The sequence below is a fragment of the Veillonella sp. DNF00869 genome (assembly GCF_001553345.1).
Classification (GTDB): Bacteria; Bacillota; Negativicutes; order Veillonellales; family Veillonellaceae; genus F0422.
The window spans coordinates 1,744-27,376 of sequence record NZ_KQ960758.1 but is presented as its reverse complement, the minus strand read 5'-3'; the positions used below and the strand labels follow the sequence as shown (position 1 = coordinate 27,376).

The following is a 25,633-nucleotide window of genomic DNA, read 5'->3' as shown; positions in this document are numbered from 1 at the left end:
TGGAATACTAGCGCACCCGTTTCTTTTAGTTATATATGGAATCATTGGTGCTATGAGTAGGGAGTACCGTGTTCCATTTCCACTTCCACTTGCCATGTACGGTTAGAAAAAAGTTAAATAAATTATAAAAAAATACTTGCATAGATGTAATGGATATGATATTATATATTTGTTGTTACAGCAAGTAGCAAACGGTAGTGAAACAGTGTTTCCCAAGGACAGTTAAGATGAATCACTACTATGGATAGAAGATATCGGGGCATAGCGCAGTTTGGTAGCGCACCTGGCTTGGGACCAGGGGGTCGCAGGTTCGAATCCTGCTGCTCCGACCATTTTCTTATGTGCGGGTGTAGCTCAATGGTAGAGCCCCAGCCTTCCAAGCTGGTTGCGAGGGTTCGATTCCCTTCACCCGCTCCACTTATACATGTGATTGTATTCAATACGCTCCCATACAGAGACAATGTCTATGTGATGGGTTATTTTATTATGTATGGGTAAATTGGATGTGATTGTAATTACATATGGTTCAGTAGCTCAGTTGGATAGAGCAACGGCCTTCTAAGCCGTGGGTCGGGGGTTCGAATCCCTCCTGGATCACCAAGTAAATAGGCGGATAGTTCAGATTGAGCTATCCGCTTTTTTGTAAAATTCAGTAGTTTTTTTAGTAGTTTTGGTGGTGAAGAATCATGAAACCTAAGTTATCTGGACATACATGGAAAAAAGGAATTTTTCAATCTATATGGAATGAAATTGCTAATCCGCTAGAAAATGAAAAAAGTTGGACATATGGACAACTCCCTGAATATATTTGGTTAGCTTTAATTCTTGATAAATTAGGGCGAATAGAGGGAATTAATCAATCTGTTAAAATTTTGAAATATTGGAAAGAGATAAACCCTAAAATTGAAGATTGTAGGTTTTCTACACTTCTTGCTGAATCAGTAGAAAATCAGCAGAAATTATTCAGTTATATTCGATTATTTGTTGGTGATAATACACTTGAGCCATTAACGCTCATTTTTGATATACATGAGTATCCAACGTTTAATGGTAATTTTTATAATAAGATGAGTTCTGAGAAACGCTTATCAAAAATAGAACAAATAATGCAAGAATGTATGGGGAGTCAAACTAATATGACTACTGATATAAAATATATTGTATTATTTTTCCACTCAATATGTAATAAAATTAAGTTCATGAAGAGGCAGAAATATATAATTGATGATTTGAACGATTATGCGAGATTGCCTCATGAGAATGAAAAAATGCACACAATTCGACCTCTTGTTCGTTCGATATTTGGTGCTATTCAATCTATGGATAAAAGTAATTTAGTATATTTGAATAAATTTTGGGAGGATTTAAGTTGTATGTCTGCATGCAAGTTATTTTCAGTTAATCTTAGCGAAGTAGATGAGCAGAATTTGAATAAAGACCAGTGTGTTGTGGCATTTCAAAATATCTTTGATTACTTTATTTCAATCAAACAAGATGTTCTAATTTTAGATGAAAAAATGACAGTGCTTTTGGGGTTAGCTGTATTTGCATATAATCGATTTTATGAGGTATATAAACATGATTTAGATAATAGCATATCTGGAAGAAGTTCAGTTCGGGGATTATTTGAAATACTTATCATAATGAAGTATTTAATTCATGAGGAGAATAATCACGATAATATCTGGAAGGATTACCAGTTATATGGTTTAGGAAAGTATAAACTAGTATGTGAATTAAATAAAGATAAAATCAATATGCCAGAAGGTGAAGGTACTCATATTCCTTTAAAGTATTTAAATATTCTAGTTGAAGAGTTTTTTAGACCTGAGTTTTTAGATATAAATACAAAGTATTTTGACGATAATAATATTAGGAAGAAGGCAGAAATCACGGGTTTGGCAGATCTTTATGCCACTTATTATGAATATCTTACATCTTATGAGCATGGCTTTTGGGGGAGTGTTAGAGAAAGCTCTTTTGTGAAATGTGATAATCCTGCACATCAATATCACTGTATACCTTCTATAGAGCAACATGATAACTTAACATCTGTATGGAGTGATTGTGTATTGCTAATGCATCATATTGTGAATGTTCTTAATGAAGAATATGGAATTCCTGATAAATTGTTAGTTGAGGTGAATAAATTTGATCCAAAATCAGTTAATGGATAGGCTTAATCAAATTCAGGATGAATATAAGATATTATTACTTAAAATTGAGGATTCTCTTACGAGGAATCCGGATTATGTAGAAAATATTTTAGATTCTGTTCTCATATTTTGGAAGAAACATGAAACTCTAGTAGATATTTTTTTAAACTATCAACTTAAAAGGTATAGTGCCTATCTTTATACTGCAGCAGATTATTTAGATATTGATGGTCTTGAACACTATCCTTTTTTAGCTCAAGGAAAAATTCATATAATGGATGATCCTTTAGCTAAAATGTGCGATACGACTCTAAGACTGTCTAGTCATGAGAAAATTAATACTCAAGCTATGATTGAGCATGTTTCATTTCTTATCAGTGATAACATCAAATTATTAGAATTGGAAGAACGGCCCATTTGGTTATTACCTGTTAGGGGAAATAATAGGACAGAGGAATCTAGTGAAATTAATTCATTAGCAGAACAATTATTCTTGAATTTATTTATGGATATAGAATCAATTGAAGCATATAAGAAAACATGTTGTACAATTGTAGACATAAAGAACCATCTAAGACCTGAATCGATAGATGGAATTCTTTTATTTAATGAGGATGTACAGGAGGATACATTTGAAGCGCGAATGGAAGGACTTATTAGTCATAGCACCAAAGTACCCTTCCTAAGATATTTTTGTGAAGTTAAAGATTATAACTCTGTATTTTTATTATCAATAATAGGCTATTTGATACAGGCAATTGATATTTTTTTACTATCAGAAGAATATAAAGTTATACCTTACATAAGGTCAAAGTCCGCATTTTATTACTACAGTTGGCTTTGCTATCAACATTTGGAAAATGAAATCAGTGCAGATAAAATACTTTTTAAACATGCAATTTATTGTCATTTAATCTATTTGGCATTTGATAGATCGATTGTAGAAAAAATCTCTTTAAAACAATACTTAGATATTATAAGTACGCTAGACATAAATATTGATTTGATGGAGATGATGGACTTGAAAGATATAAAAAAAGTAGTGGATAATAATCTAGCAACTTTATATTCAAAAATTAATGAAGAGGCTAATTAATTTTTGAAAGGGAAGGGTTATATGCCTAAACTATCTAAAGCATTAACTGCTTCTTTTTGGATGTCAGGTACTAGGTGCGAATATGTATCTAATGTTAGTGTAATTGTAGAATGACCTAGTCTCTCTTGCACTATCTTAGGGTTTATTTTCTGAGACAGTAGAAGTGTAGCATGGGTATGACGGAGATCATGAAATGTTATATGGTCTAAGTTTAGTTGTTTTAATATTGGTATAAAATATCTAGATTTGAAATTGCTTGTTGATAGAATTTTTCCAAAGGTACCTGAGATAACAACTCCATAGGAATCAGTCCATTTATCTCCTAATTCTTTGACATAATTGGATTGGAATTCTTTATAAGTATTCAATTCAGTTTGTAATTCTTGGCTGATAGGGATACAACGACGAGAAGTTTTTGTCTTTGTATCTTGAAATATTTGTCCTTTAGTACCTGTTTGTATTGTTCGTCGTACTGATATATGTCCATGTATTAAGTCAACACAATCCCAGCATAAACCAAACACTTCTCCTAGTCTCATACCAGTGCCTAAAGCTATTTTTACTGCTATATAAGAAGCATAGTAGTTAATTCTATATGGCGAATCTATATGATCCATGAGTTGAGTTTTCATTGCAGAGGATAATCGATGGATTTCCTCGATGGATAATGTATGAATCTCTGTAGTTATTAATCTAGGAGGCTTCGTCAGCTTGACTGGATTTTTTAATACTAATCCTATATTTACAGCATATTCAAATAGTTCAGATAAGTACCGTCTAGTGCAGCGTATTGTGCTAGATGAGATAACATGTCCTTTTTTTCCTTTTAGAGTTCCATCATTCCACTGGTTAAGGAGTTCCTGTATATCTTGAGGAGAAATTGACGATACTTTTCTTTGCCCTAAATAGGGGAGAATATAAAGAAGCAAAGTAGAGGTATACTTTATAAAGGTTTTTGGCTTCACACTAACTCGTTTTATTTCATCTAGCCAATACAAACAAAGTTCATTTAATTTGGTATTTTTGGATGAAAAATTTGAGGAGTTTAAGCTTTCAAGTTCTATCCATTGTTGTCCTTTTTTATATACATCCAGTTTAGTATCTCCAGAAAAAGAACGACGGATTAGTTTATTGTTTTTGGAAATACTAAATTGACCATACCATTTTCCATTACTTTGACGAAAGGTACCTTCACCGTTAGAGCGTCTTAGTTTTGTTTTCTTTGACATGATTCTTATTCCTTTCCTTATTGCTAGTAGAATGATGAGAGAAGGTTTCAGCGGTAATCTTTTTATGATATCGTTTAGCTTGCTCTGCAAGGGCTTCTCGATCATCTGTAAATATTTTAACGGACTTTTTGGCTCTGCTTACATCCACATATATTTTGTTCCTTGTATTAGAACCTTTTTGGGTACTATCATGTACAATTAATGCATTGTCTGTGGTTATTCCTTGTGCCTTGAAGGTAGTTATAGCATAGCCGTAATCGAAATGCTTGTATTCTCGGGTATCAAAGATGACGGTTTGTTTTGAGTTTGTTTCTACTGTGACTGTATGGCCCTCGATGTTGGTGATTTTGCCAAGCTGTCCATTTTTAACTCCTACGCGATTACCTTCGGTATCTTTTATTCTATAATCATTTTTAGTGAATATTATTTTTTCGCCGATTGCATAGAGCTTTGATTCTTCAAGTCCACTTTGGGTAATACTAGGCAATATCTGCTCAGAGTTTAAATTATTTTTGTGTACTAACTTCTTGTGTATAGCTGAATTTATATCATTTCTATCCTTATTGAGTGCTACTAAAATGGCAGTTTTATCTTGTGTTGAGGTGTCATAAGTACAGTATTCATGAATAACTGAGTTTAGTCGATATAGACGTTGAGGTATTTCCACAATATTATTCTTAATATATGATAAGGGTGAATTAGAGTCGATATCATCAAACTTGCCAGATAATGCTTCTACAGCTTTCTTTAAATTAGATCCTTCCTCTTGACGATTGATTTCACGCATACGTACAGTAGGTACTTGTTCATCCCCTTCTCGAGTCATTCTAGCAAAAGCATTACCAGTACCAATAGGGAGTAGTTGATTTGGATCGCCTAAGAATACTACTTTAGCATTTCTTTGCTCGGAGGCTTTGAGTATGTTGCTTAGTAAATGGTCTGTTAGCATGGAACTTTCATCCACAATCCATACTTCTGGATTATCAGCTTTCTTTACAGATGAAAAATCCCACGTATCATGAGGTGTGGAAGGCGATAGTTGATTAAGATACCTATGAATTGTTTGGGAAGGAATGGCAGCTTCTGTTTCCATAGCTTCGGCTGCTTTACCAGTGAAGGCCATACCAATAACTTTAACTCCTTGATCCTGATATAATTTTTTAGCTTGTTCTAACATGGTAGTCTTTCCAGAACCAGCAATTCCTTCAATTGCTATATATTTCTCAGAGGTTGATAACATTTTAGTTACACCCTCTTTTTGTCCTTTAGTAAGCTCCCAACCATAATTAGCTTTAAGGTCATTTGAAATGGTATTTATTTTATCTATAGCACTTTTATCAGAAAGAGTTGCATAGTTTTCTATGCGCTCTTGTAAGAGAATAGAATCTATATATTTTTTACGTGCGATATTTTTAGGTGTAGTATAATATACCTCATTATTAAGGGTTCTAAAACCAGCTTTAATTAGGTCTATCTGTAGATGTGTGTCAAATGACTTTTCAAACTCTGGAAGCGTTATACCCATCATCATACCTTCTTTATATACCTCTATCATAAGATCGGCTTTAGAGAAGGCGTAGGACTTTTCTTGAAGTAAAGTAATAGAGTTTTTAACTATAGTGTCTATCTCCAGTAGTCTTGTAGAATTAGATGTTTCTGGAGTCTTTTCCACTACAAATCCACCTAGATCACTAATATCTTGGAGCCACATTTTTTCTAAGTCTTGCAAATTTTCGGCAGACTTAGTTTTTCGTGAAGCTAAGCCAGCGGCGTGTGAACCTTCCCAACTATCAGAAAATCCATATGTTTCTTGGTATTGTTGAATTTGATTTTTCCTTTTAGAGAAGTGGTCAATTAAAGTATCATTGATACCATCTATCTCAAAATGTTTATTTTTTTGATCAAGACTATTAGACTCACGGAGAGGTATCCTACGTTCTTGAAGGGCTTTAGATAGTTCATTGTCATACATTAGAGATAGAAGGTACTGATTGGAGTGGATAAAGCGGTCTTCTATGGTCATAATTTTTCCATCTACCATAGTTTTTCTGAATAATAAACAATGAGTATGTAATTGTGGGTCTTGTTCACGTGATACACGATGTTGTAGACAAGCAAATAAAGCATTTTGTGTTTTTATATGCTTTGTTTTGTTGTCTTTGTTAGTATGTTTTCTCCAGATAATGTAATTTGACTCTACATAAGCAAGTACGTTTTTAACTGCTTGATTATGAGCTTCTATTAGTTGATATTTTAAAGTTGGATCTAGCATAGCAATAGATATTGATTTAGGTGGAGAAAAGGTTAGATCAATAGCTAACTTTTTTGAATCTGGTGGAAACTCTTTTTTCAGGGAGTTTCTTTTTTGTTCGTAATCTGCATGAGTAAGAGGGGTAGAGATATCCTGGTATGGATTTGGAATATCTTCGCCTAATGGTGATAATAAGCCATGTCCATACCAGAAATCTTCTTTTGTTAAGGTTCGACTGTAATAGTCATCCTTTCCATAATATTCACCTGATTGAATCATAGATATATTTGAGGTAGTCAACATATTACAGCACTCTCCTTTTATTTCTTAATTTTGTGGAACTTTGAGGCTAAGTTATAGTCTTCAATAGTTTCCTTATCTATAGGGATGAAGTTTTCTACATGTTTCTGATTAAAGAAAACTTTAGGTACGAGTAGTTTAAACGGATTGAATCCTACAATTTTCCCATACCCTTCGAAAGGTTTTAAATTTTGGAGTTCGCTAGGGAGAATTAAAGCGCTTGTAACGGTATCTTTAGAGTAGGAAGGTGTTTTTTTGCCATCTTCTTGTAGTTGGATAGAGGCTTTATATTCCAACTTTTCTTCTGAGCCAAAATTCTCTGACAACTCTTTAGCGGTACTAGAATCGTTGATACGTAAAACAATCTGCGTACCAAAGTTATTTAAGAAGGATAGCATAACCTGAGGTCCATATTTATCTCGTAGTAAGCCGGGGTCTTGTGTAAGTGCTAGTATACTGATGCCATAACTACGTCCTTTAGTGACTAAATCAGGTAGTAGTTGAATTTTATTTACACTGCCAATTTCATCGATTATAAAATATAAACGACAAGATTTACTTTCTGGTAATGTTAGGGCTTCATTAATCATAATATCCATGGCTAAAGCTAACAGAGGAGCCATAATTTGTTGTCTGTTGGAAGGTACAAGGAAATATAGATTGGGAATAGTTCCATTACTGCGTTTGTATTCTTCTCGAATATAACGCTTAAAAGAGAACTCTGGGGTACCATCATGTTTATCTTTTAAATGTTTAAATGGCAGTAATCCAGCCACTAGGGTAGATATGATTGAACTGATAGTACCTTCGGCAGAGTTTAAATGCTGATTGGAAGTGATTAATTCACTAGGTAAGGTATTGATTTTTTCTTTAATATCTTCGATAGGTTGATTGAAGAAATCAATAATATTTTTATTTTTAGTTTTACCCTGAAAAGCTAGATATTTTAATCCATCAGCAAATATAGCAGCAGAAGCCAAGCCCCAATAAGGGTCTTTGGCATTTTTATTTTCAAATAACAGAGAAGCGAAAGTGTCATAATCTGAAATATCATCTATATCATTAAAGATAGTCCAATTTAATGATCGTTTATCAAACGGACAAAAGATAAAGTCATCTGGTGTAGAGAACTTACTTACAAATTCAGGTTTAACATCAACTAAGATATAATGCCGCTTATCTTGGTGTTTACTACTATAGTCATTGATTTGATGCAGGAACTGGCTTAATAAAACCGATTTACCAGATCCGCTAGCACCGAAGACGAGGATATGTTTACATTCTGTATCTGTGGGGATATGAATATTTCCGATAGATAAAACATGTGGTTTATCTTTTAATATAGTTTCAATTTGATTTTGAGTTAATAACTGCATGCCTCGCATATGTATCTCCTTTTTTGAAATTTGAACATCTTTTTTGTATTGATAATAAGCTAAGTATATAGAGCTAGATACACTAACTAATAAACTAAGCCAAAGGTATAGAGTATAGCGTTCTTTTAGATTAAAGAGCCTATTATTTGTAAGTTCATTAATGATATCTTTGTAGAGTTTGAATTTAATTTTTTGATGTGGATCTAGTGTAATATCAAATTTATGGCTAGATATAAAGCTTCCTGTGGATATATTGGTGGTATCCGTATTTAACGGATTAATATATTCCAAAGCTACTACTCTAGTTATAGGAATATTTTGAATGGAAACAATAGTTTCTGATTTTTTTAAGAATGCTGAAAGTAAGAATACAGAAATGACCAACTCTAGAAGTATGGTAAAGCCAATAGCTTTTAATAAGTATTTTTTGATAAGGCTTAATACTAATTTGCCTTTTTGGATCTCCTTAAAGGCAATGTGATTATTTACATTATTCATGGATTTCACCGCCTTTCTTATCTGTATATACATGTTTACAGATGCCTTCAAATGCTTCAGCTTTACCTAGAGCATAGAATAAATCTTTAAAACACATGGTTATAAAGAGTTCTAATCTAGAGATATCTTTGTTTAATGAATTTGTATCAGCATTAGGCTTATGAAAAACTTTTTGCTGAAAGTATTCATCTATAATTTGTCTTATTAGATTAGAGGTGGTTTTATTTTCTAAGTTTGCTGTATTTTTAATTTGCTTTTTTAACGTGCTATCACAATATATTTTAATAGAGTCATTTGCTCGTCCTGTGGTCATACTAACCTCCTACAGTTTGTAAACTAGAAATGCGAATAGATAGCAAGCTAATCCATTCATACACCATACGCACTGCATGCGAGGGGATATAAAGTTAGAAAATAGCTTGGTTACTAAAGTTATTATGGGAACACACTTTTCGACAAGTGGAGATATAGGGCAAATTTATTTAGGTATGTTACCGCTATAAAGCTAGATACTATATGGTTGGATGGGAGTGATGTATCTATGTTCCCATTGAATTCTGGAAATAGTTTGAATATATAGTTAAAATAGAGATAATAAAAAGCGCTAAAGACTATTTAAAGTAATAGACTCTAGCGCCTCTCGCAGCATAGATCAGAAATTTTATTTTGTGATATTTTGTTCCGATATTTAATACGGTCTCGGACATATTTAATTTCTCCGTTGGGGAGTGTAATAGCATAATAATCACGTTGCTTTTTGTAAGTTGGTTTGTTACTTTTCATTATAAATTCTCCTGTTTAATATTAAAGTTTGCTTTGCAGTAATTCTCTAAAGCTTCTTCTGGGATTAAAATTTTATGACCAATATAGATGCAATTTAGACTTTTACTTCTAATTAAATTGTAGATATGGCTGACACTAATATTTTTGTTGAAGTAAAGTTCTGATGCTTCTCGAACAGTATAAAGATTCATGATATCCTCCTTTCGTTGTATCAACATTGCAAATTTGATATAATATAATAATAGAAAAATAAATGCTAGCTGTTTTAGATGGCAAGTTAAAAATAATAAATCAAAACAAAAATAAAAATTAATTGCCAAATAAGCAATTATAGATTTATTGAGGATATTATAATATATATAAAATAAAAAAGCAATAGAAGAGAAAGGGGAAATTATGAAGTTTTTTGATAGTTTAATGAATTTTCGTAGCGTAAATATATCTGCAAAAACTGAATTTTCTAATAGATTGGAGATGCTAATAAAAGAGTTTGGACTCCAAAAGAAAGAATTAGCAAATAATTTAGGTATGGCGCCAGTTGCGATAACTAAGTATACAAAAGGAGTTTCAATGCCTTCTTTTGATGCTTTAGTAGCTATTGCTGGATACTTCAATGTAACTATAGACTTCTTATTAGGCAGAACCGATAAACCATTTTTAGAAAAAGATTTCGTTTATTTTTGTCCAATTGGAATGATTAATTATAGCTTTGTTTTTATTAATAAAAATCAAGAGGAAGAGCGATTAGAAGGTTGGTTAGATTATATTTTTGGCTTAACAATTTGGAATATGGATTTGCCCAAAGATGAGGATGCTTTAAATCAATTCTTATGCTTTAAATTTTCTAAAGAAAAAAGTAATCAACGATTATATGAATGTCTTTTCTTAACAGATGAATTAAGTGTGAAAGAATTTTTATTTGAAATGCAGCAGAAACTAGGACTTCCATTTATGAAAGAATATGTAGGTGCGATGGCCATGCAATCACAGTATCTTGTTAATTTATTAATCTGGAATGAAGAGAGTATTAAGCCACCTATAGGAGCTTTGCCATGTATGGACCCACAGTATTTGACGAATCTATGGAAACCGATTTCTAATGAGAAGGTTAGATTAAATTATAGTTCAACTAGTGGGGCAATGCCTCATCTAACCACATGGTTGAATTTATCAGATGAAGAACGGAGCAGCTTATTAATGAGGCGTTTACGACGTATAAAAAGTAATTTCAAATAATATTGCTATAATAGAAAATTTATAATAGGGTGTATTTTAGGGGAAAATGATGGCACAGTTTGATATTGTAACGATAGAGGATCGGACAAAGGAATTAATAAATACTTTAGATAAGAATACTTTTTTTTATGATTTTCTTGCTTTATATAATTTTCCAAAGTCTACTTTGACTAGAATTAAGAATAACAAAGAATTTGAAGTAAAAAATAAAGTTTCATTCAATGTAATACAAGATGGACAATCACCTGTTGCTAAAGTGGTAGAAGTTGAGAGCAATCTTACAAATAGAAATTCTAAGCCTCGTTTTATTATCGCTACAGACTATAAAGAATTAGCAGCTAAAGATTTGGTGACAAATGATACTTTAAGCATTGCTTTTAGCGAGTTATTTTTATATGTTGAATTTTTCTTACCATGGAATGGTATTGAAAAAGCTGATTACGCAAAAGAGAGCCCAGCAGATATTAAAGCTGCGGAAAGATTTACACGATTATATGATGAATTAAGAAAAATAAATCAATTTGAAGATCAAACTGTAAAAGAAAAAGAATTTAATCTTTTTTTGATTCGACTTCTTTTTTTATTATTTGCTGAAGATACGGGTATTATGTCTAAAGGTGTTTTAACAAATGCCATAAAAATGAGGTCTAAGGAAGATGGAACAGATTTAAATGAGGTATTTAACACAATCTTTGCTAGTCTGGATATTCCTGATAGAGAGAGTCAAGATAAATGGCTGAGAGAATTCCCTTATGTAAATGGCAAACTATTTACTCAGGCACATACGGCTTTGCTTTTTGATAAACAAACAAGGAAGTTAATTATAGAAGCTGGTGAATTATTAAATTGGAATGAGATAAATCCAGATATATTAGGTGCCATGATACAAACAGTGGCTAGCAAAGAGCAAAGATCTGTATCTGGAATGCATTATACTAGTGTTGAGAACATCATGAAGGTGATACGACCTCTTTTTTTAGATGAACTAGAAAAAGATTATCTGGATATTATTGCTAAAATTAATGAAAATGAAGAAAAAAATATAACTGAACGAACACGACGGGAGAATAAAAATATTTATTTGAATGCCTTGATTAACTTATATGATAGAATTTCAAAAATAAAATTTTTTGATCCCGCATGTGGATCAGGTAATTTTTTGATTATTACATATAAATCTATTCGAAGATTAGAAATCAAACTATTAAAGTCTATACGTCAACTTCAAAAAAATTATGAATTTGATATGTTCCAAGCTTCTAAGATTAATCTTAGTAACTTTTATGGTATAGAGTTAGATGATTTTGCGCATGAAGTAGCTAGATTATCCTTATGGATTGCAGAATACCAGATGAATGTAGAGGCTGAACGAGAAATTTTGTGGAAACCAGCATTCCTCCCTTTAAAAGATGTTGGTAATATAACACAAGGGAATGCAATGCTTTTAGATTGGGATGAAATAGTAAATCACGATGATACAAGTGAAATTTATCTGATAGGTAATCCGCCATATATTGGATCAAGTTTACAGTCAAAAAATCAAAAATTAGATGTTAAGTTGGCGACCAAAGAGGCTGATGGGTTTGGCAAAATGGATTATATTGCTGGTTGGTTTTTTAAAGGTGTAGACTTCATTAATTCAGCTAATGCTAAACTGGCATTTGTTACGACGAACTCCATTTTTCAGGGCGAGCAAGTTGCTATAATATGGGAACCATTGTTAACAAAAGCCTCAATAAACTTTGCTTATACATCTTTTAAGTGGGGGAATTCGGCAGCTAATAATGCGGGTGTAACAATAGCCATCGTTGGATTATCAAATTTATCGAATGCTAAAAGTGAGAAGCAACTATTTGATGCGAATAATAAAAGAGTTATAGTGAATAATATTAGTCCATATTTAACGAATGGAGAAAATATTTTAGTTCGAAATAGTAGAAATTCATTGGCGGGTCTACCTAAGATGAGCAGGGGCAATGGTGGTTATGATGGGGGGGCCTTAATTTTTGAAATAGCTGAATATGAAGAAGCTATAGCCTTATTCCCAGATATTAAGCCATTATTTAAAAAATATATAAATGGTCAGGAATTTATTCGTGGCACCTATAGATATGCTCTTTATATGTCCGAAAAAGATTATAAGTTTTTTTCACGCAATCCGATTGTTTCGAAACGGGTAGAACGAGTTAAAACATATAGATTAACATCTAAATCTAAGCCAACCCAAGAACTAGCTAAAATGCCGTGGAGATTTGGTGAAACGAAAGATTTTTTTGGACAAGCAATTTTAATACCTAGAGTTTCTTCTGAACATAGGGAGTATATTCCCATGGATTTTTTAGATGATGATAATGCGATGGTTTCAGATGCGGTAATAACGATTTATGGAGCTCCTGTTTGGCTATTAGGCTTATTACAATCAAAGATGCATATGATTTGGGTATGTGCTGTTGGAGGAAAGTTAAAAACGGATTATCGCTATTCAACAGGTTTAGTGTACAATACATTTCCGGTTCCAGAATTATCAGCTAAGCGTAAGAGTATGATAGAGGAACAAATTTTTAATATTCTTGATTTGAGAGAAGAATTGGGTGGAAGTCTAGCAGAGTTATATCATAGAGATACAATGCCAGAAGAACTTCGTAATGCACATCATAAGCTTGATGAGATTGTTGAACGAGCATATAGAGATACTCCATTCAAATCAGATGAGGAAAGATTAAGTTATTTGCTTAAATGTTATAAGGAGATAATTAATGAGTAAGTTATTTGAAGTGACATATGGTCAAAAACAAACATCCGTAAATACAGATAGTTTAGGGATGCGAGATATGCAAGCACGTGTGTATGAAAAAAGAAATTCACAGCATTTGCTGGTAAAAGCGCCACCAGCTTCAGGGAAATCTCGTGCACTTATGTTTGTTGCGTTAGATAAATTAAGAAATCAAGGTTTAAAAAAGGTTATTATTGCAGTGCCTGAAAAATCTATAGGAAAGTCTTTTAAATCAACGAATCTTTCTGAATATGGATACTACTGGGATTGGATTGTGAAAGATGAAAATAATTTAACAACAGGTGGTACGTCAAAGAGCAAAGTTGATGCTTTTATCAATTTTATGAAGTCTTCAGACCCGTCAGATGATATTCTTATTTCGACTCATGCAACATTACGTTTTGCTTCTGAAAAGTTAGATGCTGGAGACTTTGACTCATGTTTACTTGCTATCGATGAGTTTCATCATGTTTCCCAGGAAGATAACTCAGTGTTAGGGGCTGCATTACGTGACATTCTTAAAAATTCGAGTGCGCACGTTTTTGCTATGACTGGATCGTATTTTCGTGGTGACTCAGTTCCAATTTTAGAGCCTTCAGATGAGCAACTTTTTGATAGAGTGACATATACTTACTATGAGCAATTAGAAGGTTATAAATATTTAAAATCATTTGCTATGTCTTATAAGTTTTATAGAGGTCGATATATAGATGCTTTAGAAGAACTAAAGGATGAGTTTATAGATAAAAAAACTATTATCCATATTCCTAATGTAAACTCTGGGGAGTCAACTAAAGATAAATATGGAGAAGTGGATCAGATTTTGGATGTACTCGGCACATACTTACAAAAGGATGAGCGAGGTATTACCTATATTAAAACGAAGACTGGAAGAATCCTTAAAGTTGCTGATTTGGTTACAGAGGATGGAAGAGAGAAAGTAGCTGGATATTTGGCGCAAATGGATAAAGTTGAAGATTTAGATATGATTATTGCCTTAGGGATGGCTAAAGAAGGATTTGACTGGCCATTCGCAGAGTATGCTTTAACAATTGGATATCGTTCAAGTTTAACAGAGGTAGTACAAATTATTGGACGTGTTACAAGAGATTCATTTAATAAAACGGAAGCGATGTTTACTAATCTCATAGCAGAACCTGATGCAGATAATGAGGAAGTGCAGTATGCTGTTAATAATATCATGAAGGCAATTACAGCAAGTTTATTAATGGAAAGTGTTTTATCTCCGGTTATTAAATTTAAGCCTAAAGATCAACCAAATCCGAATATAGATAAACCAGTTATATCTATTCGTGGACTACCAAGGATTTCTACTGAACGTGTCAAAAAGATAATAGAGCAAGATTTAGTCGAAATAAAAGCTTCAATATTACAAGATGAACTTCTTCAAACCGCTATTTCAACAGGTGCTGATGCAAAAGTTATTACTAAACAGCTAATTCCGAGAGTGATTGCTACAAAATATCCCGATTTGACACAACAGGAAGTTGAAGAGGTTCGTCAGTATACTGTTGTAGATCTTACCTTAACTAATGCTGAGAGAGATAAAGATAATAAACAGCTACTAAAAATGGCAGACAAATTTGTTAATATTGAAGATTTAAGTATTGATCTTATTGACTCTGTCAATCCTTTTCAATCAGCTTACGAGGTTATTTCTAGAGATGTGGACTCAAAAACTTTACAGTTAATTTCACGTGCTTTTGATGCTAAAAAGTTCGAATTCACTAATGATGAACTTAGAATACTGTATCCACAAATAAAATCCTTTCAACAAGAGTATGGAAGGTCTCCTAGACGAGATAGTAAGAATCTTGAGGAAGTAAGACTATATTATGCGCTTGCTAAACTTGCGCAATTAAAACAGGAGCGTAATGTATGATTGAAAACTTTGCGACTTTAGAAGATATTTTCAAGGATGACCTTTTTGATTTATTAGTTGAAGATATTAAACCTAAAAAAAATATAGTAATAGATGGGGAGATTGAAAAGTTTCAAGAAATTATTGATTGGATGAAGGAACATGGAACGGAACCTACACAATCAAAAGTCATGAAAGAACGTAAGTTGTACTCAAGACTTAAAGGAATCAGGAATAATCCAGATAAATGGATGAAATATAAAGAATATGATATTTTTAATCTCTTAGGTGGTGAGGAAGATGCACGATGATTTAGATGATATATTATCAGATGAAAGCTTGTTTACAGACTTAGAGATGGATCAAAATCTTTTCAGTAATGAGCGTTATAGACGAACAGTGGCTGTTAAAGCAAGTTCTAGCCAACGTAAAAGAATGAGTGAGGGCTTTAATGAGTATAAATGGAGGTTCGCACAAGTTCGAGATGAGGTAGCTAGAGGGTATAGACAGATTAAATCATTTGATGATATTCATACAGGAGATAAAATTAGTAAGGCGAATCCAATTAAACAAGGCTCTTTTTATATTGATAATGGAATAATGCTTTATATTGACAGGATTTACGACCCTAAAACAGGTGATAGTAAAGAAAGTTCAACTAATCGGAATGATAAAATTCATATTGTTTATGACAATGGGACTGAGAATGATGTAAAGTTATTAAGCTTAATTTCTTCTCTTTATGATAAAAAACGCAATGGTCGTTTTGTAACAGAGGCGAATAATAATTCAATGGAGGGAGCTGATAAAAGTATTACTACAGGATTTATATATGTTGTAAGATATGCAGGAGAGGACCCTCAATTTCTAAACATGAAAGATCTATATAAGATTGGTTGTGCAAAGAATATAAAAAAAAGGCTAGATAATACGGCGAATGAATCAACATATTTGTTTGCACCAGTAGAACTTGTATGCCAGTTTGAAATTCAAAATATAGATGTTAGAAAAGTAGAAAAATATATTCATCATGTGCTAGCAGATAAAAGACTGGATTTATCTGTAGTAGCCCCTAATGGCCGTCAAATGACAATAAAAGAATGGTTTCTGATAGACTTAGAGAGTATCCAAGATATTATTAATAAGATGGTAATTGATTTACAAGTGTGATTCGGTATGTAGTTGCATTTGCAATAAAATATATTCTACTTATATATTATGGAATATATATACTTAATGGAGTACTTATTTGTAAGTTATATACAAAAAACAACTATTGTATTGTATATAGACTTATTTTTAATTCTTCTAAGTATAAAAAATTATGTAAACATAATTAGTTAATAGTAACAATAGCTGAGTTATAATAATAGCCAATAGGAGAAAGAATGAACTTTAATATCTCATTAGAAGATTTATTTAAGTTACCTAACTGGATTATATATATAATCTGTGCTAGTTCGGGTAGTTTATTATTTTTATCAGATGAAATACTTCAAAAAATATACCTTTTCAATATTAGAGAAGAGTACGGATATATTCTAGGCCTAATTTTTATAGTTTCTTTAATATCAGGAGTTGGATTAATTTTAAAATATTTTTATAAAAAAATGAAATTAATTTATAATATATATTATAAGGACAAGCATACTATATTAGATTTATCAACTTATGAAAAGGCGATCCTATTTATGATGTATACATCTGAGAATTATACTTTAAAACTGAGATTGGGTGATGGGGCAGTAGTTCGCCTTAAAGATGAAAATATTATAACGGTTATTTATGGATACTATTTAACAGATGCATTAGAGATGGATAGGCTGTTAGTTCCACATGTGTTACAATCGTGGGTGATTAAACTTATAAATAGTAATTCTAAAGTATTAATAAACTTAGAAGAAAGTTATTTTGAGAAAGAAGCTACGATACATAATATTATAGAGGGATAAAATGGAAAAATATTTTTCAGGGATTACTGTAATACCATCATTAAATATAGAGTGCTATTTTTCAACTCGAGGATTTGTCATAACTTTGATTCCTAAGGAACAAACAGATATATGTAAATTAAAAGAGTGGGCTGAAGATTTTCCCCAACAGGGGATGCCAGAGTGGTTAAATGGTATTACTGATGATGGAACGAATCTTTTTATAGAATTAACAGGAGGAATTTCATATACATTAATGTCAAGCTACGATATTGGTGCAATTAAGTTTACCTCTCGCTTTATTATAGAAAGTAAAGAATTTGGAGCATTTACAAATCTAAAGTTTGATGAACTTATTTTTTGGGGAGGAGAAGTTAATCTAATTAATCCCGTAGCTAAAGCTATTAATCAGGACTTTAAAGGCATTAGTTATGATTCACCTGAGGAATATAGAAAAAGTTGGGATGTAGAAGTTAATGGAATGAAGTTTCAAGTAATTAATGATATATTGGTAAAGCGCGAGATTGTCTTTAAAGGAATTCCTGATTTAAAAAATAACATAAATAGCCGAATTATTTATAGGTTTAATGAAAAAGAAGAATTCGTTAATATACCTCAGTATTATGATTATATGGAAACATTATTAACATTTTTAACTAGAAAACACTTTCATGAGTATAAAATTCAATTAACAAATGAGTATAATGTAAATGGAGATAATTGGAGAAAAGCGATTGCAGAGGTCTATGTAAATAAGGGTCGTATAGTGTCAGAAATTAAACCATTAGAGGCTTATGATGTAATAAAGATAGATAGGATTGAAGAAGAATTTCCATCTTTATTTGCATTGTTAAATGATGTAAATAAAGCACCTCAGCTTCGTTTTTTGTCAGAAAATAGTGATGAGAAAAAATATATTAAATATACTCAAATAACAGATATCAGTGCATCTATCGAATGGGAATATCATCAATCTGATAAAGGTGAAGACAATGAGAAACTAAAGAAAGAGTCTAAAAAATTTGCTAAGAAGTTAGTGCAATTTATTAATCAAGATGATGTTGATGCAAAAATAAAAGACAAGGTTATAAGCATTATTCAGTCGAACCTAAATAATTACAAGCCATCTTTTAGAGAAATTATGGAGATTTTGTATTATAAGTATAAAGATGGATTAGAGTGTGTGGCTAAAGATCGTCCAGGTAGCCTTGAAGCTTATGATAAAGAAGATTTTTTAAAAAAATTAAAATCATTTAAAAATATGCGTAATATGGCTACACATCACCAGTTTAAGTGGGAAGATGGAACAGATATTTTTACGCATCTAATGATAATCGTTTATTTTTCAATTTTTAATCGAGCGGGAATTGATCAGGATAAGGCAACAGAATGTATTAGAGATGGATTTTTTAGGATTTTTTAAAGGAAAATTATGTAGTTGTGCTTGCAATAAAATATATCCTATTTATAGTCGATGGAATATATATACTTAATATAATGTTTATTTGTAAACTATATACAACAAATGGCCCTTATATTGTATATAAACTCATCTTTAATTCTTCTAAGCCGTGGGTCGGGGGTTCGAATCCCTCCTGGATCACCAGAGTACTAAGGATTCTACTTGAAGTAGGATCCTTTTTGTGTGGGAGGGATGCTATCGCTAAGACCTTCGCGTCGCCTATGGCTCCTAAAGGTCTAAGCTTACCGCTATTCCTCCTGGATCACCAAGTATTAGCACTTTGCTTCGGCAAGGTGCTTTTTCATTTGGAGGGCCCTTCGCTACGCTTCGGGGTGAACATCGTATCGACTAAGCGTGCGTCGTCGCTATGCTCCTAGCACACTAAGTCGATTACGTATCCCTCCTGGATCACCAGAGTACGAAGGATTCTACTTGATGTAGGATCCTTTTTGTGTGGGAGGGATGCTATCGCTAAGACCTTCTCGTCGTCTGTGGCTCCTAAAGGTCTAAGCTTGCCGCTATCCCTCCTGGATCACCAAGATTGGCACTTTGTTTCGACAAGGTGCTTTTGTTTCTGTTTATAATTGTAAGTAGTATTAAATGTTATCAACAGTATGCACGATTTATGCTATAATAAAAATTAAAGAGTCATCAACGTGAGTTGGGCTCATCTCTTCCTATAATAGGAGGAGGTGATAGTATGACCGAGTTTGAAAAGTTCTATTTGATCATTTTAGCTTTGGAATTACTAATTCATTTTATTGATTTATTGAAATAAATAATAAAATGGCCTAACGTAAAAGAGGTCTGATCACCTCACACGTTAGGTCCATTTCTTTTTGCCATTGAGATGAGCCTAACGCCGTTCACACGTTGATGGCTCTTCTTGTCTGTACCTGTAGTATAGCATAGTGTAAGAAAAAATGCTACTCTATTTCCGTGGCGAATAAGGCTAGAGGGTTCTATTGGTGAGATATCTAGGATGCTTATGACGCAGTCATGAACTTTGACTTTGACGGTATTGGCAAAACTTGGTGAATGAAAAGAAACAGGTGTCCAAGATAGTTGAAATTTTTGTATTTGAAGATAGTTTGGTAGTTTTGTATTGAATTTTTATACAAGGTAAGTGATATGTTCTTGTATTGGTATAGTTAAGCTTATAAAGGCGTATATATGTAATTAGAATAATTGAGAAATAGAATTACCTATAAAAGTAGGAGGAGAAAAAATATCTATTTCCAATTAATTCGATATGGTTATGTAGTTTTACTATATTTTTACAAGAGTAGATGCAAAAAATGTTGGTACATCGATATTTTAGCTGTAAATTTGGCTAAAGAGAATAAATTTTGTAAAAAAACTATTCCAATGTGCACCGAATTAGTATATAATAGAATGGAAAAATTATTTTTTTAATAAAGTAGTTTGTGTTAGGCTTTTAGTGTGAAAAGAGAGACTGGAGGAGGTGTCCCCAAAGGATGGTGTGTAAATATATATAAAATAATAATGAATGTTTATCTATTTTAATAAGTTGATTATGAAATACGTAAGCATTCAATTTTTTTTGTGCCATAAATGCTCAGCTTAGCAGTATGTATGGTAAGTGAGCATCACTAGTTTGTTATATAAATGTTGTCAACATATGTGTATAGGAGTTTAGTATGAACAAAATTTTTAAGGTAATTTGGAGTAAGTCAAAACAATGTTATATTGTTGTATCTGAAATGGCAAAGAACCATTCTGGTAAAAAGAAAATCGTTGTGGCTAGTATCTTGGCAGCTATGGCTGTGGGGTCTGACGCTTTGGTAACGGATGTATCAGCAGCAAGAGCATCAGTATCGTTGGCTGGAGGTAATACTGTAACCGATGGGACTATTGCAATCGGCTCAGGCAGCTATTCTGATGGAACAGCTATTGGAGGCGATGGAGCTAGGAGAGTTGAGCCAGGGATTGCTATTGGTGTAGATGCAAAAGCGCAAGGAAACTCAAATATAGTAATGGGGCAGGGAGCTCAGATCATAGGTCATTCTTTTGGCGTTGCAATTGGACGTACTGCTCAAGCTACAGACGATTATGGGGTAAGTGTAGGATATAATACACAGGCAGACCTTCATGGCATTGCTATGGGTGAACAATCACGAGCTAAGAAAACAGGGGCTACATCATTCGGTGTTAGTTCTCGTGGTTATGGTAATGGTGCCATAGCTGTAGGGTGGCAGTCGTTAGCGGGCGCTAATGTATATAATGAAAATGGTGTGCCCAATAATGATATCAATACTGATAATGGTAAAACTATTAATGATTATGATAAATGGGGCGATGTTGCCATTGGTGTCCGTACTATTGCTACAGGTGGTAATGCTACTGCCTTAGGTCGTGGTGCTACAGCTAGTGCAGCTAATGCTATCGCCATCGGTGGCGGTGATGGTGGTGAACCAACACCTGCAGGTAATACAGCTTCCGATAATAAAGAAAAAACTAAAGCCACAGCAGAAAAAGCAGTAGCCATTGGTTATAAAGCCTTAGCATCTGATAAAAATGCTACATCTATAGGTACAGATGCTCAGGCGACTCAAGCTAGAGCTACAGCTATCGGTTATGAAGTGCGAGCGGTGGGTAAAAATGCAGTTGCCATCGGTTCTAGCGGTGAAAATAGTAGTAGAAAATTAAATTCAGCAGGTGAAAATGCCATTTCTATTGGTACAGCAGCACAAGCTAACAATTTAGGATCCACAGCGATTGGTAATTTGGCTTTAGCAAGTAGTAACCATGCGGTTGCAATTGGCACATCTGCGGAAGGCACAGGAGCGTCTTCTACAGCAATCGGTCACCTAGTGAAAGCAACAGAGAGTAATGCATTTGCAGCAGGTAGTGAAAGCTTAGCTTCTGGTAAAAACTCTATTAGTATTGGTAGTACATTTAATAATATAACGAATCAAGCGACTGGCGAAGCTTCTATTGCCATTGGTGCCGCTGCACAGTCTAAAGGTGCTGGGTCTGTAGCCTTGGGTAGAAATGTACAGGCTTTGGAGAAATATACCACCGCAGTTGGTATGAATATCACCGCTAGTGATAATGCTTCTGCTAGTACGATTCTAGGTTATAACTCGTATACAAAAGCTAATCAGTCTGTCAATATTGGTTCTACTGTTAAAACTGAAGCAGGAGGTCAATATTCCACAGCTATTGGTTATACTCTAAGTGTAAGTGGAAAAAATGCTATTGGGATTGGTTCCAGTGATGACGGCATTGCTGATGATAAAAAGTTAATGGCTACAGGTGAAAGCTCCATTGCCATTGGTACAAGAGCACAAGGTAAGGCATCAGGCGCAACAGCTATTGGTAAAGAAGCTGTAGCAAGTCATACCGATGCCATCGCATTGGGTACTTCTGCACAAGGAACGGGAGAAGCCTCTACCGCTATTGGTAATGGGGCAAAAGCCACGAATTCACATGCTTTTGCAGCGGGTGTAGGGGCTCAAGCAATAGGTAGCTCCGCTATTGCTGTTGGTAATAGTGCATCAGCATTAAAGGATAATGGCGTAGCTATAGGTACGAACACGACAGCTTCTGAAATAGAAACTGTAGCGGTAGGTTTACGTGCTTCAGCAGGAGGGAAGCGTGCAGTTTCTGTTGGTATTGATACAGAATCAACAACAGCAGATGGTGTTTCTGTAGGTTATCTATCAAAATCACGAGCATTAGGAGCTGTTGCGATTGGTAGAAACGCAGTAGTAACAGCAGAAAAATCTACAGCTGTAGGTTATGATTTATCTATTACAAATTCTGGAAGTACAAATATTGGTTATACTTCTACAGTCAATGCGAATCAAGCGATTAGTGTGGGTGCTCGAAATTTAGTAGAAGCGGGAGCAGGATATGGTACTGCATTAGGATATTTTGTTAATATATCTGGTAAAAATGCAATCGGTATTGGATCTAGTGATGATACAAAAAATGTCATCGCTTCTACTAAAAATGCGATTGCTATTGGTACATCTGCACAGTCACATGGCACTTCTGGTATTGCTCTTGGTGACAATGCTGTAGTGGGTGTAGCTGAAGTAAAAGATACAAATGGACGTGTAACTACAGCGGCTGTGGATGCAAAACATGGAGTCGCGATTGGCACGAATGCAAAAGTATTGGCGGGCCAAGGTAGTGTAGCTCTTGGGTGGTCTACAGAGGTTAATGCAAGTGACGTAGTGAACTCCAGTACAGATCCAGGAGCAACTCGTGTATCACCATATTTGCTAGATAATATCGGAGAAGATAACTCCAATGATAAAGGTAATGGTATTGTGGCCATCGGTACAAAACGGACTTCTGGTGGCTCAGGATTTGCTCGTCGTTTGACTGGTGTTGCTGGTGCAATCGGAGATTATGATGCGGTTAATTTAAAACAGTTAAAAGCATTAGAATCCAATGAGTGGTTATTACGTACACAAAATGCGGGAGATGCTAACCCAACTGATGTGGCGCCTCAAACTGTGAATAATCAAACTAAAAAACGTGTCACTTTAAAAGCAGGCGACAATATTGGCATTTCTAATTCCAATGGTGTTGTTACGTTGAATGTAACAAATGTTGTAAAAACAGTAACTAGCGGGAATGCAGCTGCTTTAACAGTAAATAATAATAATGGTGCTGTTACGATTACACCGAATGTTGCTAGTTCTGTAGGAGCAGCGAATGAGGATAACAAACTTGTTACCTCAGGCAAAGTAAAAACAGCTCTTGATAATAAAATTGATAAAACAGCTGAGATGCACATCAAATCAGGTGAGTATACAGTAACTACTGATGGTACAGCTTCTTTGATTCAACAAAATGGTAATAACCAAGATCAAACCACTCGCGTTACCATTAAAGATATTGCTAAAAAATCTGTCGTAGATACTTTGCAGTCCGATTATAATACTTTCAAAACGAAAGCGATTACTTTCACTGGTGACGATACTCAAGGTGTAGCACGTACTTTAGATACAACATTAACTGTCAAAGGTGGTGCGAATTACACATCTACCACGCCGAATACTAACATTCGTGTAGAAAAAGATGCTGCTAATGGTGCCAATGGTCTACTTGTTAAATTGTCTGATAAACTATCTGGCATGAAAGAAATCGCTGGCACTGGTTCGCAAGATTTAGTAATCAAAAATGGCAATACTACAGTCACTGTAAAAGCTCCAGCTAATGGAGACAAAGGTACAGTCGACTTTGGTGATGCGAAAGTAATTGCTAAGAACTTAGATGCAAGTATTGCTTATAAAGCAGGTAATGGAGATACTAAGAAAACAGTTAAATTACAAGATGGATTTAACTTCACTGCAGCTACAGATACAGCAGCAGATACAAATGTACCAAAATCTGGATTAGCAATCACAACAGGTGATAATGGTGTAGTTACATTTGGTTTAGATAAAGCGACTCGTAGCACTATTGATAATGCAGCAGATAAAAACTTAAGCAATTTATCTGATACAGGAAAAACTACAGTTAAAGAATTGGCAAAAGGCGCAGCACAAGATGCTGTGAAAGTAGCAGACGGTATTAATACCACTGTTGAAAAAGATACAGCAACTGCAGGTGTAACGACATACAAAGTAAATGCTAACGATACTACAGTAGCGGTAACAGGTGATGGACTTGCGATTACTGGTGGAGATTTAGGTACAGATAAAGTACGTAAATATTCCTTAGATTTATCTGCAGCTACAAAAGGTAAATTAGCAGCTGTAGGAAATTTAGCTACAAATGTAATCGGTGGCACTACAGTCAATGCAGATGGCACAGTAGTAGGACCAACTTTCAGTATTACAAAAGCAGATGGCACAAATGAAACGGCAAATACCTTAAAAGATGCTATTGATAAGTTGAACGCTACAAATGCTGGACAAAATACAAAAATCTCTGAAACAGCAGGAAAAGTAACAACTTTAGAAGGAAAAGTAGATGGTATCGTTGAAAAAGGTATGGTATTTGCTGGTGATGATGCAGCAGCAGATAAAGTAACTCGTAAATTAGGAGAAACTTTAAACATCCACGGTCAAAATAATATTACTGTGAAAAAAGATGGTACTGCAGCAGACACATTAAATGTAAAACTTGCTAGTGAATTGAAAAATATCACATCTATCAGCAGTGGAAATGGTACAACAGGCTCTACAGTTACATTAGATGCAGATGGTGTATCTATCGCTAATACTGCAGCAGGCCAAGGTGGAGCAGCGGGTGAAACTAAAACTGTTACAATCGGTAAAGATGGTATCAATGCCGGTGGCATGAAAATCACTAATGTAGGAGAAGCTAAAGATAATGGCGATGCAGCGAATAAAAAATATGTAGATGATGCAATTACTAATTTAGGAAATATTGTATCTGGTAATGCTACATTAAACTTTGCTGGTAATGTAACAAAAGATGCGCAGGATCAAAATACAGCTAAAGTAGGATTATCCTTGGCAACAGGTACATTACATGTGAATGGTGCTAATAACGAAATCACTACGACAGCAAAAGGAGATACAATTACAGTTGGATTAGCTGAAACTGTAAAAGCTCAATTAGCGAAAGTAGGTGATACTGCATCTAATGGTCGTGATGGCAAAGATGGTACATCTGGTCCGAAAGGCTTAACTGGTAAAGACGGCTTAAATG

At 33.9% G+C, this 25,633-nt stretch carries 15 protein-coding genes and 3 tRNA genes; 13 read left to right on the top strand and 5 right to left on the bottom strand.

Features of this window, described 5'->3' with window-relative positions:
• Window positions 1-255 precede the first annotated feature (255 nt).
• From HMPREF3032_RS01510 to HMPREF3032_RS01490, 5 genes are all read left to right on the top strand, one after another.
• A tRNA-Pro gene (locus HMPREF3032_RS01510) sits at window positions 256-332 on the top strand.
• 11 nt (window positions 333-343) lie between these two features.
• Window positions 344-417, top strand: a tRNA-Gly gene (locus HMPREF3032_RS01505).
• A gap of 106 nt (window positions 418-523) precedes the next feature.
• Window positions 524-600 (top strand) — tRNA-Arg (locus HMPREF3032_RS01500).
• 86 nt (window positions 601-686) lie between these two features.
• Complete coding sequence (locus tag HMPREF3032_RS01495) at window positions 687-2,177, top strand: DUF5677 domain-containing protein (protein WP_062401302.1); 1,491 nt, start codon at window positions 687-689, stop codon at window positions 2,175-2,177.
• Complete coding sequence (locus HMPREF3032_RS01490; RefSeq protein WP_231723394.1) at window positions 2,152-3,252, top strand: hypothetical protein; 1,101 nt, start codon at window positions 2,152-2,154, stop codon at window positions 3,250-3,252. The genes HMPREF3032_RS01495 and HMPREF3032_RS01490 overlap by 26 nt, the downstream gene beginning before the upstream one ends.
• A 17-nt stretch (window positions 3,253-3,269) precedes the next feature.
• Here the strand turns inward: HMPREF3032_RS01490 and xerC are convergent, their stop codons facing one another.
• The 5 genes from xerC to HMPREF3032_RS01465 form a co-directional block, all read right to left on the bottom strand.
• Window positions 3,270-4,481 (bottom strand): site-specific integrase, encoded by a 1,212-nt coding sequence (gene xerC, locus HMPREF3032_RS01485; protein WP_062401300.1) that lies wholly within the window; start codon window positions 4,479-4,481, stop codon window positions 3,270-3,272.
• On the bottom strand, window positions 4,450-7,035 hold the full coding sequence (gene mobF, locus HMPREF3032_RS01480) for a MobF family relaxase (protein WP_062401298.1): 2,586 nt from the start codon (window positions 7,033-7,035) through the stop codon (window positions 4,450-4,452). The genes xerC and mobF overlap by 32 nt, the downstream gene beginning before the upstream one ends.
• 17 nt (window positions 7,036-7,052) lie before the next feature.
• Window positions 7,053-8,906 (bottom strand): type IV secretory system conjugative DNA transfer family protein, encoded by a 1,854-nt coding sequence (locus tag HMPREF3032_RS01475; protein WP_062401296.1) that lies wholly within the window; start codon window positions 8,904-8,906, stop codon window positions 7,053-7,055.
• Window positions 8,899-9,219 carry a hypothetical protein gene (locus tag HMPREF3032_RS01470; RefSeq protein WP_062401294.1) on the bottom strand — a complete coding sequence of 107 codons (321 nt, stop codon included), beginning with the start codon at window positions 9,217-9,219 and terminating at the stop codon, window positions 8,899-8,901. Before HMPREF3032_RS01470 ends, HMPREF3032_RS01475 begins: the two co-directional genes overlap by 8 nt.
• 469 nt (window positions 9,220-9,688) lie before the next feature.
• A complete protein-coding gene (locus HMPREF3032_RS01465; RefSeq protein WP_062401292.1) occupies window positions 9,689-9,880 on the bottom strand; it encodes a helix-turn-helix domain-containing protein in 192 nt (63 codons plus the stop codon).
• A gap of 205 nt (window positions 9,881-10,085) precedes the next feature.
• On the opposite strand from HMPREF3032_RS01465, the gene HMPREF3032_RS01460 reads away from it, so the two are divergent.
• From HMPREF3032_RS01460 to HMPREF3032_RS01425, 8 genes are all read left to right on the top strand, one after another.
• Entirely contained in the window at window positions 10,086-10,925 is an 840-nt protein-coding gene (locus HMPREF3032_RS01460; protein ID WP_231723393.1) for a helix-turn-helix domain-containing protein, read from the top strand.
• 49 nt (window positions 10,926-10,974) lie between these two features.
• A complete protein-coding gene (locus HMPREF3032_RS01455) occupies window positions 10,975-13,689 on the top strand; it encodes a class I SAM-dependent DNA methyltransferase (RefSeq protein ID WP_062401286.1) in 2,715 nt (904 codons plus the stop codon).
• Window positions 13,682-15,601: a DEAD/DEAH box helicase gene (locus tag HMPREF3032_RS01450; protein ID WP_062401284.1), complete on the top strand. Its 1,920-nt coding sequence runs from the start codon at window positions 13,682-13,684 to the stop codon at window positions 15,599-15,601. Before HMPREF3032_RS01455 ends, HMPREF3032_RS01450 begins: the two co-directional genes overlap by 8 nt.
• Window positions 15,598-15,891 carry a hypothetical protein gene (locus HMPREF3032_RS01445; RefSeq protein ID WP_062401282.1) on the top strand — a complete coding sequence of 98 codons (294 nt, stop codon included), beginning with the start codon at window positions 15,598-15,600 and terminating at the stop codon, window positions 15,889-15,891. The genes HMPREF3032_RS01450 and HMPREF3032_RS01445 overlap by 4 nt, the downstream gene beginning before the upstream one ends.
• A complete protein-coding gene (locus tag HMPREF3032_RS01440; protein ID WP_062401280.1) occupies window positions 15,881-16,750 on the top strand; it encodes a GIY-YIG nuclease family protein in 870 nt (289 codons plus the stop codon). Before HMPREF3032_RS01445 ends, HMPREF3032_RS01440 begins: the two co-directional genes overlap by 11 nt.
• A gap of 218 nt (window positions 16,751-16,968) precedes the next feature.
• Complete coding sequence (locus HMPREF3032_RS01435) at window positions 16,969-17,532, top strand: super-infection exclusion protein B (protein ID WP_062401278.1); 564 nt, start codon at window positions 16,969-16,971, stop codon at window positions 17,530-17,532.
• Between the two features lies 1 nt (window position 17,533).
• A complete protein-coding gene (locus HMPREF3032_RS01430; RefSeq protein ID WP_062401276.1) occupies window positions 17,534-18,934 on the top strand; it encodes a hypothetical protein in 1,401 nt (466 codons plus the stop codon).
• 1,700 nt (window positions 18,935-20,634) lie between these two features.
• On the top strand, window positions 20,635-25,633 hold a 4,999-nt coding region (locus HMPREF3032_RS01425; protein ID WP_062401274.1), incomplete at its 3' end, for an ESPR-type extended signal peptide-containing protein.

Bases quoted from the DNA above. Each gene is read 5' to 3' on its own strand.
- HMPREF3032_RS01455 (WP_062401286.1), top strand. From the start codon at position 10,975: ATGGCACAGTTTGATATTGTAACGATAGAGGATCGGACAAAGGAATTA.
- HMPREF3032_RS01450 (WP_062401284.1), top strand. From the start codon at position 13,682: ATGAGTAAGTTATTTGAAGTGACATATGGTCAAAAACAAACATCCGTA.
- HMPREF3032_RS01495 (WP_062401302.1), top strand. From the start codon at position 687: ATGAAACCTAAGTTATCTGGACATACATGGAAAAAAGGAATTTTTCAA.
- HMPREF3032_RS01465 (WP_062401292.1), bottom strand. From the start codon at position 9,880: ATGAATCTTTATACTGTTCGAGAAGCATCAGAACTTTACTTCAACAAA.
- HMPREF3032_RS01435 (WP_062401278.1), top strand. From the start codon at position 16,969: ATGAACTTTAATATCTCATTAGAAGATTTATTTAAGTTACCTAACTGG.
- xerC (WP_062401300.1), bottom strand. From the start codon at position 4,481: ATGTCAAAGAAAACAAAACTAAGACGCTCTAACGGTGAAGGTACCTTT.
- mobF (WP_062401298.1), bottom strand. From the start codon at position 7,035: ATGTTGACTACCTCAAATATATCTATGATTCAATCAGGTGAATATTAT.
- HMPREF3032_RS01445 (WP_062401282.1), top strand. From the start codon at position 15,598: ATGATTGAAAACTTTGCGACTTTAGAAGATATTTTCAAGGATGACCTT.
- HMPREF3032_RS01430 (WP_062401276.1), top strand. From the start codon at position 17,534: ATGGAAAAATATTTTTCAGGGATTACTGTAATACCATCATTAAATATA.
- HMPREF3032_RS01470 (WP_062401294.1), bottom strand. From the start codon at position 9,219: ATGACCACAGGACGAGCAAATGACTCTATTAAAATATATTGTGATAGC.
- HMPREF3032_RS01440 (WP_062401280.1), top strand. From the start codon at position 15,881: ATGCACGATGATTTAGATGATATATTATCAGATGAAAGCTTGTTTACA.
- HMPREF3032_RS01460 (WP_231723393.1), top strand. From the start codon at position 10,086: ATGAAGTTTTTTGATAGTTTAATGAATTTTCGTAGCGTAAATATATCT.
- HMPREF3032_RS01475 (WP_062401296.1), bottom strand. From the start codon at position 8,906: ATGAATAATGTAAATAATCACATTGCCTTTAAGGAGATCCAAAAAGGC.